Here is a 6,326-nt window from a genome sequence, read left to right on the forward strand (position 1 = left end):
GGACTCTAGGCGAAGGATTAGATTAAGCGAAGCCGCCAAACGCACTTGGCATGAAACGCACGGTTTGATGGACTGCAGTCGCCCTACGGAATATGCGCTTTTGCAAGCGCAGACCCGGCAAGAAGGCCGATTCAGCGAAGCCGCTCGGAGGAAACAAGGAGTTCAAGGGCGCTAAGGTGCTGGAGATCGTGACCGACGGCGATCGCGATACCTACCGCACCGTCTACACGGTTCAATTCGAAGAGGCTGTCTACGTCGTCGATGCGTTCCAGAAGAAGTCCAAGAGGGGAACCGCGACCCCGCAGGAAGACATCGATCGCATCGTCCAACGCGTTAAGGCGTTGCGCCAGGACCGCGGGACATCGGCCGGGAAGACATTCATCGCACAACTGCTCGCGCGGCACGCTATTCGCCAGCGCATCATCGACGAGAAACGGAAGAAGCAACATGAACCGAAGTAGCAAACGCACCACCGCAACGCCGCTTGGGAAGCTCGGCTCCGGCAGCGTGTTTGCCGATCTCGGATTGCCCAATCCGGAAGAGGAGCTGCTCAAGGCCAAGCTCGTTTCCAAAATCGCCGAGGTGATCGAGAAACGCGAGATCACCCAGGTCTAGGCCGGCGAAATCACGGGGCTGCCGCAGTCCAAGGTCTCGGAGCTCTGCAACGGGCGCACGGAGACCTACAGCGTCGAACGCCTTTATCGGTTCCTTACGCGACTGGGTGTCCGGGTTTCGGTCGTCCTAGAGGACCAGCCCGACTGGTCACGTGGGGCCATCGAAGTCGTTGAGGCTCCCAGTCACGACAGCCAGCACGAGTTCGCGCCAGGTCACGGCATGTAAAGCGGGACGCGGAGACGATGTGATGAAGGCAACATTGATAATTATCCAGAACCAGGCCGATCATGAGGCGGCCAAGGTGCTTGTCGGCAAGCTGATGCGATCGAACGAGGCTGCCGATCGAGCGCGCATGGTAGCGCAGGCTCGTCTTATCGAGGCGTATGAACGCGCGCGCTGGCCGCGCAAAGCGCCGCCGTTGCCCGATTTGCTGACCTATCTGGTGGAGCAACATGGTTTGACGCGCGCTGATCTTGCGCCGCTTCTGGGCACTGCGAGTCGCGTCAGTGAGGTCATGTGCGGCAAGCGCCAATTGAGCATGACGATGGTGAAGCGTCTGCGCGAACGTTTCCAGATTCCGGCGGATTTGCTGATTTCCGCGAGTGGAAGTGTTGGCTTAGGTCAATCGGGACCATGACTTTCGATAGGGGGCGTACCTTGCTCGGCAGCCGTCAACATCATTCGCATCGACGCGAGAAATTCAGCGCATGCGATTCCAGCGACTTGCTGGGGGATTAGGGGACGCACCTCGACCGGAGCCCGCAGCCGGTCGCTGGCCTTGGCCTGGACTCGACCACGCCGCCGTCGCGCTTGATCGCGCGGATCAGTGCGGGATTAGCGTGTTGCTCCGGGTGCTCCCTAAGAAGGCACCCGAACGCGGGACAGTGATAGCGACACCGAAATGGAATGACGGCGGGGCCCGCGAGCGAGTGCCTCCGGCGAGCGACACATCATGGTGCGCAAGGGATCGACGCCGGATGACCGAGACGCTGCGCGGCTCGGTTCAAGAGAGCCCGGTGCGGCGACAGCCGAATGCGCAGAGAACGAAATCTGCAGGATGGCTACCACCATTTTATTCCTTCGAGCCAGGCTGATCGGCGGCTTATTGAACTGAGTCGTCCCGCGCACGGGCCGTGCGATTGCGGCCTGGAACTAGTGGTGCCCACAAGCATTCGTCACGCGGGAAGCGGTTTCGATGCTGTTGGCGAAGGAAAGGCATTCGGCAATGCGGACCCAGCGCGGCTGGGCGATGTTGTGGGACCAGCAACCCGAGACGTGTTACTCGATAATGGTGTTCAGGCCCCTACATCCAACGATCGGCCAAGTGGCGTCCCATTGGACATGTCTCCGCGCCATCGATAAACTAAATGCTCGATTGGTTCGACGCGACAACGGGATCGAGTTGGCTCCCGTTACCTACTGCGGGCTACCGCGTGCGAGTTGGAAATGGCCGGAAGTAGCGATATTGAACTTAGCGAAGCCGTGGTCAAGAATGCGTTGGAGAAACTCGCTTGGGCCGATCTGAAGCAACACCTCGATGCGATCTCTTTCGATTCTGACGACCTTGATGAGCTACTTGGTCACATCAAGCGACACAGTGAGTTCATTGCAACGTATCCGGCGCCGGACTTCGAAGACAAGCGAGATGCGTTCCTCGACGCGATCGAAGGCTACGCTCTTGATACTGTCGAGTCCGAAGGACCGCTTCGCGTCCGCGAGTACCGCGCGACGCTGCGACTGATCGAGGGCGGATACCGTGGGATACTAGATATGCTGGAGCGTGCGGAAGTCTCGAAACTTCCGGCCGCCCTCCGCGTAAGCGCCTACATCGCGCGCTCGATAGGCGAGTACAGCCATGTGGCAAAGAAGGCCAACCAAGCCGCGATACGGAACGGCGCGTTGGACCTCGCCGCCGCCGCGCTCCTGAAGGACGAAGATGGCAACGACTACTCTCCGGCCGCGGTCATCGGGGCCATCGTGATGACGCTCGGCGCGACGCTCGGCATGGAAGCGCACCGGAACAAGTGGTGGGCAGCCGACGGACGCCTCGTCATTCCCAAGATCGTGCCCACGACACAGGACGACCTCTACAAGGTCGGATCCGGAACAGTCCTCGGAATGCTCTGGCGACGCTGGAAGCGCGCCGAGGAGAAGCATCGTTTTCTCGAAGGAGAACTCCGGGAGCTCAACACATCCGAGTGGCCGGAGGGAGTGCCGGCGAACATTAAGCGACTGCTGATCAGCAGACCCGGCACGCTCGACCTTCTGGACTTTGTCGCTAACGAGCGCCTCGGACAACAGTCCGAACAAGACCTTATGCACCTTGTGACGCGCACGCGTATCCGCGAACAAATCGTGGGCATCGAAGGCAGCGCCGATCTCCCGCCAACGAACTACGTCTCCATCGAAGAGGCCCACGCCGTTCGCGCGCTCTCGAACATGCTGGCGTTCGACGTCCTGTCCGATGCCGAGGAGCGCGGCGGCCTGACTTTGGCGGAGTGGATCCGCGGCTATTCCCTTCTGAAGGCGATGGCCCATGACCTTTCCGACGAGACGCGGACGGATCCGATCCTGGTGCGCGCGGAAGCGCTCGAAGATGCGCTGGTCCGCGTCGGGCTTACGGCAGAGAGGGCTCGTAAATTCATCGATCAGGTCACGTTCGCACGCCCGAAAGGGGCCACGAAGGCCAGCCGCGACCTGTACGACTGTCCTCTCGTCGCCACGGCCGACGGCAGCTATGTGCTGATCGCGCCCGCTCTATTAAGCAGCCACGTCGCAATGCTGACGATGTCCAACGTCTCTCGGTTCGGCGAAGAGTTCTCGCGCAAGGGCAAGGCGTTCGAAGGTTACGTCCACGAAATTTTCCGCCGACAGGGCCTTACCTGTCTATCGTTCAAGCATGAGACCGGCGACGAGCGGTATGAATTCGACGCCATCGTTCCATGGGGCGACTATGTCTTCCTTTTCGAATGCAAGAACCACGGTCTATCCGGGTACGATCCGGTGCGCGCCCATCACTTCGCGCAGGGACTCGCATCGGATATGAACCAGGTACGACGCCAGGCCGAGGAGCTCAGAACAAACCCGAAGTTGATCGCCGAGAGACTCGGTAAGGAGTGGGTCGGCAAGAAGGTGATCGCCACCGTCCTAAATTGCCTACCTTATGCCATTCCCATGGCCGACGACGCCGACGTGCTCGTCTCGGATGTCGGGATCGTGCGCCGATTTTTTGAAGAACGATACTTTTACGCGAACCAGCACCATCCGCTGGAGAACAAGGCGGCGATCCTCCACCGGACCGCGGTGGCGTCGCAGTGGAGCGGAACAAACCCGACGCCGAAGGACTTCCTGAGCATTCTGCGCCATCCGTTGCAGGTCAAGATTCTCAAGGATCACACCGTTATGGACCAGAGCTCGTATCCGATCACAGAGGACACTCTCGTGCTGTCCTACGAGCGCCTGCGGACGAATACAACGGACGAGTCGTTTGCTTCGGCCGCGGGTGGTGATCCTCGACGGGTCAAGCAGACCATCGCAAAAGCCGATGCTGTCATCCGCCAAGCGAAATCCGAACACTCGAGGCGGGCTGCCAGAAAGCGAGACCGTCTTTGGCGTGAGATGCAGAAGAGGAATAAAGTTTAAGCTAACTTCCGCTGCGGCTTTGCCACCGGCTTCTTTGCCGCAGCTTCCCTCGCCGGTTTCTTGCCGGCGATCGGCATGAGCATTTCCTTCTGACCGCTCGCGACCTTGCGTGGCTTCTTGGCCGGCCTGGAGGCTTTTGCCGCCTTTTCGTCGCCAATGCTCTTGCGCAGCGCGTCCATCAAATCGACGACGTTCTCGCCACGCGGTCGCGCTTTCGTGGTGACGGGTTTGCCGGTGCGCTTCTTGTTGATGAGATCGATGAGGGCGGTTTCATATTGGTCTTCGAACTTGTCCGGCTCGAAGTGACCCGACTTTTGGTTGACGATGTGCCTGGCGAGATCGAGCATGTCCTTGGTGACTTTGACATCCTGGATCTCGTCGAAATACTCGTCCGCAGAACGCACCTCATAAGGGTAGCGCAGCAGCGTTCCCATCAGGCCCTTGTCCATGGGTTCGAGGGCGATGATGTGCTCACGATTGGTCAGCACCACGCGTCCAATCGCGACCTTGTTCATCTCGCGAATAGTTTCGCGGATGACGGCGAACGCGTCGTGCCCAACCTTGCCGTCAGGACACAGGTAGTAGGGCCGGATGAGATATCGCGGATCAATCTCGCTGCGGTCGACGAACTCGTCGATCTCGATGGTTCGTGTCGATTCCAGCGCGACGTTCTCGAGCTCCTCCTTGGTCACCTCGATGAAGGTGTCGGTGTCGAGCTTGTAGCCCTTGACGATGTCCTCATTGGCAACCTCCTCGCCGGTGTCGGCGTCGACCTTGGCGTATTTGATGCGGTGGCCTGTCTTCCGGTTGAGCTGGTTGAACGAGACCTTTTCGGATTCGGAGGTGGCCGGATACAGCGCGACCGGACAGGTGACGAGGGAAAGGCGCAGGAAGCCTTTCCAGTTAGCGCGGGGGGCCATGGCGAGGAAAACTCCGATACTGATGCCGGATTCAAGACGATCTGCCGGCCTTGGTTCCGACATCGCGGCCTGCCCAACGGGATGATTTTTTCTCAGCGACCACACGGGTGGACTCGACTGTTGTTCACTTTATGTTCAAGTTCGGAATGACCGACCGACCCGCGAGCTGGCACATGCCGACCCCGAAGCAGGTGGAAAAATTGGCCACTGAAGCCGCTCGCAGGCCGGCTCCCTGCGCCGCGGCTCCAGATGCGTCGCTCCCGGCCGAATACTGGGAATCGGTCCTCAAAGATCCTCGCGCCGGCGCGACCGGGGCCCAGATGCGGCAGTGACGTCTTTTGGAAATACAGCGCCACGTACTGCGCGTCTCCTGCCGCCGCTGCGAGCGGACCGTGGAAATCCAGACCGCCGATGCAGTCCGATTGTATGGCGGCAACGCGGTCTGGAAGGACGTCGCGCAGCGGCTGCTCGACAACACTTGCCAGCAGCGCACCGGCAGGCATGAAGAAGACGGGCGCTTGCCAACGTTCGAGACCCCGTAGGCCGCTGCAGGTCGCCGATCCGATCTCTTTGCGCCTGGATGTCCGGATGGCCCCGAAGTATCACCCTACGCCCCTGTCGGGCGGCGACCGCAAGGCTCTGGCGAAAGAGCTCGGCAAGGCGCGGGCAATGGCCAACATCCTGGCCACCCGATCGGTGGAGATGCGAGCGAAGGGGGAAGCGCTCGTCCAGCAGGCGGACAAGCTGCTATCCGAGAGTTGGAACGAACGCATGTGGTGAGACGGAGAACCGATCGATCCGTCCCCGACGATCGACCAAGCGGTGAATGGCGGCTTCCCCTGGCTGCAGATCCAGTGCGCGCGCTGCAAGACGACGAGCGACGTTGACCTCGCGGCGCTGAAGCATCCGCCGACCACCTTCGTGCACGATCTCGCCAGCCGGCTGCGCTGCCGCAAATGCGCCAAGGCGGGCCGGCGTCCTTCCGCGACTCTGCTACAATTGGCGTTGCAGCCGCGCCACCCTCGGACCGAAGCCTGACCGATGTGCAATCTCTTGTCTGATTGCGGTTGCTGGCACAAGGGTTCAGCTCGTTACCGACAGCCTGCGAGGCTCGCTCTTGTCTACGAGGTCGACGTTCATAGCCGCCTC

Annotated in this window: 4 protein-coding genes and 3 pseudogenes; 6 read left to right on the plus strand and 1 reads right to left on the minus strand. The window is 60.6% G+C overall.

Features of this window, described 5'->3' with window-relative positions; genetic code table 11:
- Nucleotides 1–92 precede the first annotated feature (92 nt).
- The 4 genes and pseudogenes from CT676_RS38060 (at nucleotide 93) to CT676_RS38075 (ending at nucleotide 4,257) form a co-directional block, all read left to right on the plus strand.
- A complete protein-coding gene (locus tag CT676_RS38060) occupies nucleotides 93–461 on the plus strand; it encodes a type II toxin-antitoxin system RelE/ParE family toxin (protein ID WP_135216735.1) in 369 nt (122 codons plus the stop codon).
- Nucleotides 448–840, plus strand: a pseudogene (locus CT676_RS45630) (helix-turn-helix transcriptional regulator). Before CT676_RS38060 ends, CT676_RS45630 begins: the two are co-directional and overlap by 14 nt.
- A gap of 22 nt (nucleotides 841–862) precedes the next feature.
- Nucleotides 863–1,252: an XRE family transcriptional regulator gene (locus CT676_RS38070; RefSeq protein ID WP_135216736.1), complete on the plus strand. Its 390-nt coding sequence runs from the start codon at nucleotides 863–865 to the stop codon at nucleotides 1,250–1,252.
- A gap of 809 nt (nucleotides 1,253–2,061) precedes the next feature.
- Nucleotides 2,062–4,257: a hypothetical protein gene (locus CT676_RS38075; protein ID WP_135216737.1), complete on the plus strand. Its 2,196-nt coding sequence runs from the start codon at nucleotides 2,062–2,064 to the stop codon at nucleotides 4,255–4,257.
- Here the strand turns inward: CT676_RS38075 and CT676_RS38080 are convergent.
- Nucleotides 4,254–5,177, minus strand: coding sequence for a Ku protein (locus CT676_RS38080; RefSeq protein ID WP_135216738.1), 924 nt, complete (start codon nucleotides 5,175–5,177; stop codon nucleotides 4,254–4,256). The genes CT676_RS38075 and CT676_RS38080 overlap by 4 nt on opposite strands.
- A gap of 146 nt (nucleotides 5,178–5,323) precedes the next feature.
- Between CT676_RS38080 and CT676_RS38085 the strand changes: the two are divergent.
- Nucleotides 5,324–5,719 (plus strand): annotated as a pseudogene (locus tag CT676_RS38085) (hypothetical protein).
- 46 nt (nucleotides 5,720–5,765) lie between these two features.
- Nucleotides 5,766–6,215, plus strand: a pseudogene (locus CT676_RS38090) (hypothetical protein).
- Nucleotides 6,216–6,326 lie beyond the last annotated feature (111 nt).

Origin of the sequence: Bradyrhizobium sp. MOS001, from assembly GCF_004634465.1 — a bacterium.
GTDB lineage: Bacteria > Pseudomonadota > Alphaproteobacteria > Rhizobiales > Xanthobacteraceae > Bradyrhizobium > Bradyrhizobium barranii.

What these genes read in the sequence shown, in the direction of transcription:
- CT676_RS38075 (WP_135216737.1), top strand. Translation starts at nt 2,062, where the DNA reads ATGGCCGGAAGTAGCGATATTGAACTTAGCGAAGCCGTGGTCAAGAAT.
- CT676_RS38070 (WP_135216736.1), top strand. Translation starts at nt 863, where the DNA reads ATGAAGGCAACATTGATAATTATCCAGAACCAGGCCGATCATGAGGCG.
- CT676_RS38080 (WP_135216738.1), bottom strand. Translation starts at nt 5,177, where the DNA reads ATGGCCCCCCGCGCTAACTGGAAAGGCTTCCTGCGCCTTTCCCTCGTC.
- CT676_RS38060 (WP_135216735.1), top strand. Translation starts at nt 93, where the DNA reads ATGCGCTTTTGCAAGCGCAGACCCGGCAAGAAGGCCGATTCAGCGAAG.